Annotated in this window: 4 protein-coding genes; 3 read left to right on the top strand and 1 reads right to left on the bottom strand. The window is 70.3% G+C overall.

Features of this window, described 5'->3' with window-relative positions; genetic code table 11:
• Nucleotides 1-225: 225 nt before the first annotated feature.
• Nucleotides 226-1,464, top strand: coding sequence for an epoxide hydrolase family protein (locus O3Q52_RS51310; RefSeq protein ID WP_269655279.1), 1,239 nt, complete (start codon nucleotides 226-228; stop codon nucleotides 1,462-1,464).
• The gene (locus tag O3Q52_RS51305; protein WP_269655278.1) at nucleotides 1,461-2,243 is read left to right on the top strand and encodes a class I SAM-dependent methyltransferase; all 783 of its coding nucleotides are present in this window, start codon (nucleotides 1,461-1,463) and stop codon (nucleotides 2,241-2,243) included. Before O3Q52_RS51310 ends, O3Q52_RS51305 begins: the two co-directional genes overlap by 4 nt.
• A 39-nt stretch (nucleotides 2,244-2,282) precedes the next feature.
• Here the strand turns inward: O3Q52_RS51305 and O3Q52_RS51300 are convergent, their stop codons facing one another.
• A complete protein-coding gene (locus O3Q52_RS51300) occupies nucleotides 2,283-2,795 on the bottom strand; it encodes a hypothetical protein (RefSeq protein WP_269655277.1) in 513 nt (170 codons plus the stop codon).
• Between O3Q52_RS51300 and O3Q52_RS51295 the strand changes: the two genes are divergently transcribed.
• Nucleotides 2,794-3,035, top strand: a 242-nt coding sequence (locus O3Q52_RS51295; RefSeq protein WP_269655276.1) for a hypothetical protein, incomplete at its 3' end; no start/stop codon positions are given. The genes O3Q52_RS51300 and O3Q52_RS51295 overlap by 2 nt on opposite strands.

Genomic DNA, 3,035 nt, shown 5'->3' with positions numbered 1-3,035 from the left:
CAGCGGGTCCCCCGGAAGCCACGGGGCGTTCGAGGCCGCAGCCGGGCCACCCGCAGGCTCAGGCGGACCTGGCGGGGAAACCCGGGGTGGCGGTGGCACGGGAAGGACCCGGGGGCGACCCGCTCGGCGAACCCGGCGGTCTCCCCTCGTGACCGTCCGACCGGCCGGTGACCACGGGTTTTATTCACACGACCGGATGCCGGTGCCGAACTAGCATGGCCCGCCATGACCTCCCCGCACGACGACACGATCCGGCCTTTCGTCCTCGACATCCCCCAGTCCGACCTCGACGATCTGCACACACGCCTCGACCTCACCCGCTGGCCGGACGAGCTGCCGGGCGTGGACTGGGAGTACGGGGTCCCGCGCGACTATCTGACGGAGCTCGTGCGGTACTGGCGGCACACGTACGACTGGCGGGCGGCCGAGGCCCGGCTCAACGAGTGGCCCCAGTTCACGACGACGATCGACGGCACGAACGTCCACTTCGCGCACATCCGCTCACCCGAGCCGGACGCGACGCCGCTGATCATCACCCACGGCTGGCCGGGCTCGATCGTCGAGTTCCTGGATGTGGTCGGACCGCTGACCGATCCGCGCGCCCACGGCGGTGATCCGGCCGACGCGTTCCACGTGGTGCTGCCGAGCATTCCCGGGTTCGGTCTGTCGGGGCCCACGCGGGACACGGGCTGGGAGCTCAGGAGGGTCGGCGCCGCGTTCGCCGAGCTGATGGACCGGCTCGGCTACCGGCGCTTCGGCGCGCAGGGCGGCGACTGGGGTGCCGGGATCTCCCGTGAGCTGGGCCGCGCCTTCCCCGACCGGGTGATCGGCGTCCATCTGAACCTCCTGCCGGGCGCCCACGCGAGCACCGAGCCCACCCCCGAGGAGCTGGCCGCGCTGAGCCCTCCGGAGCGTGAGAAGACGCTCGCCTCGTGGCGGCGCAACGAGGAGTGGACCCGCGAGCGACTGGGGTACGCCGTCGTCCAGATGACCCGGCCGCAGACCCTCTCCTACGGGCTCACCGACTCACCCGTCGGTCAACTCGCCTGGATCGTCGAGAAGTTCAAGGAGTGGACGGACTCGCACGAGCGCCCCGAGGACGCCGTGGACCGGGACCAGCTGCTCACGAACGTGATGCTGTACTGGCTGACCGGGACGGCGGGTTCGTCCGCGCGGATCTACTACGAGCGGGCGCACGCGTCCGGTTGGGGCGAGCCCGTGCAGCCGTCGACGGCACCCACCGCGCTCGCCGTCTTCCCCTGGGACAACTTCATCCCGCTGCGGCACGTCGCGGACCGCACGGAGAACATCGTGCGGTGGACGGAGTTCGACCGGGGCGGGCACTTCGCGGCGATGGAGGAGCCGGATCTGCTCGTCGGGGATGTCCGGGCGTTCTTCCGTGAGCTGCGGCAGGACCGAAGCGACGGCGGCGACCGGAGCGTTCGGGTCGGCGGCACCGCATGACCCGCTCGCTGCGTGGCATCTTCGACGAGGACGCCGAGCTGTACGACCGGGCCCGGCCCTCCTATCCGCCCGCCCTGGTCGAGGCGTTGGCCACCCGCGTCGGCCTCGACGCGGACAGCCGGGTCCTCGAATTCGGCCCCGGGACCGGCCAAATGACCGTGCCCCTCGCCGAGTTGGGCTGCCACATCACCGCCGTGGAACTGGGCCCGTCGATGGCTGCGGTGGCGCGGCGCAACCTGCGGGCCTTCCCGCGGGCGCACGTCGAGGTGGCGGAGTTCGAGCAATGGCCGCTGCCCCGGGAGCCGTTCGACCTGATGGTGGCCGCCACGTCGTTCCACTGGCTCGACCCCGCGACGCGCCTCACCAAGGTGGCGGACGCGCTCCGCCCGGACGGAACGCTCGCCCTCGTCATCACGCACCACACGGCGGGCGGCAGCCGCGACTTCTTCGTCGAGGTCCAGGACTGCTACGAGCGCTGGGATCCGGCCACACCCCCCGGTCTGCGACAGTCGACCGACGCCGAAACGGCCACGGACACAAGGGAGTTCGAGATGCTCGGCCGGGGCGAGTCGCTCCGGTTCCCACAGGAGATCACGTACACCGCCCAGGCCTACGTCGACCTGATGCTGACGTACTCGAACCACCGAGCACTGGAACCGGCCGCCCGCAAGGGCCTGTTGGACGGCATCCGCGAGCTGATCGACACCCGCCACGGCGGCAGCGTCACGAAGCGGTACCTGCACGAGCTGATCCTGGTGCGGCGGGACGGGGGCCACTGACCGACGCGCCCGTCGACGCGCGCCGGAGATCCGCCACCCTCACCGCGTTGTGCCGTCCGCCCTCTTCAACCCCAGCCGATGGTGCAGGGCCTCGGGGTCGGTGCGTCGCGCGACGGCGTACGCGTCCTCGAAGAACGGAAACACCACGCTGCCACGCCGGGCGCGCTCCGCCTGGATGTACGGCTCCAGAACCTCCCAGGTCCGCATCAGGCGGTAGTGCGTCAGGCTGGTCAGAATCTCGGAGTTGACGATCTCGAAGCGCATCATGATGGAGACGGCCTCGAAGACGAATGCGACGTTCCACGCCCGGTACTTGGCATCGTCCGGCAGCAGGTCGATCCCTTGGTCCGGGCTGTGCGCCGAGGCGGGCTCGAACAGGACCCAGCGCTGATCCCGCTGAAACTCGGGGTCGCGGATGTGCGTCAGCAGCAGTTCGGTCGTCATGGCGAGATCGCTGTCCGCCCGGGCCCGTCCGATCTGCTGGCTGACACCCCACGTCGAAGCCGCCAGAGCCATGACCGACATCACGAGCGAGATGATGTTGAACACCATGAGCCGCCTCCCCCTGGCAGACCACACGGACACGCGTTCCTCCTTGATACGGCGGTCGGTCGGGCGCGTCCACCTCGTCCGGCACCCGCGCGAGATCCCCGTACAACCCTTGAGCCCCAACCGGTGTCAAACACGGCGCCGGACAAGGAACGGGCCCTTTCCGGCGGCCGACATGGAGGTCCTGTTCAAGGGCATCCCGCTGGGCGACGTGACGACGTCGATGACGATCAGCGGACCTGC

The sequence above is a fragment of the Streptomyces sp. ActVer genome, from assembly GCF_027270795.1.
Classification (GTDB): domain Bacteria; phylum Actinomycetota; class Actinomycetes; order Streptomycetales; family Streptomycetaceae; genus Streptomyces; species Streptomyces umbrinus_A.
Note: the sequence above shows the minus strand (reverse complement) of the source record. Positions and strands in the feature narration are given on the sequence as shown.

Bases quoted from the DNA above. Each gene is read 5' to 3' on its own strand.
- O3Q52_RS51310 (WP_269655279.1), top strand. From the start codon at position 226: ATGACCTCCCCGCACGACGACACGATCCGGCCTTTCGTCCTCGACATC.
- O3Q52_RS51305 (WP_269655278.1), top strand. From the start codon at position 1,461: ATGACCCGCTCGCTGCGTGGCATCTTCGACGAGGACGCCGAGCTGTAC.
- O3Q52_RS51300 (WP_269655277.1), bottom strand. From the start codon at position 2,795: ATGGTGTTCAACATCATCTCGCTCGTGATGTCGGTCATGGCTCTGGCG.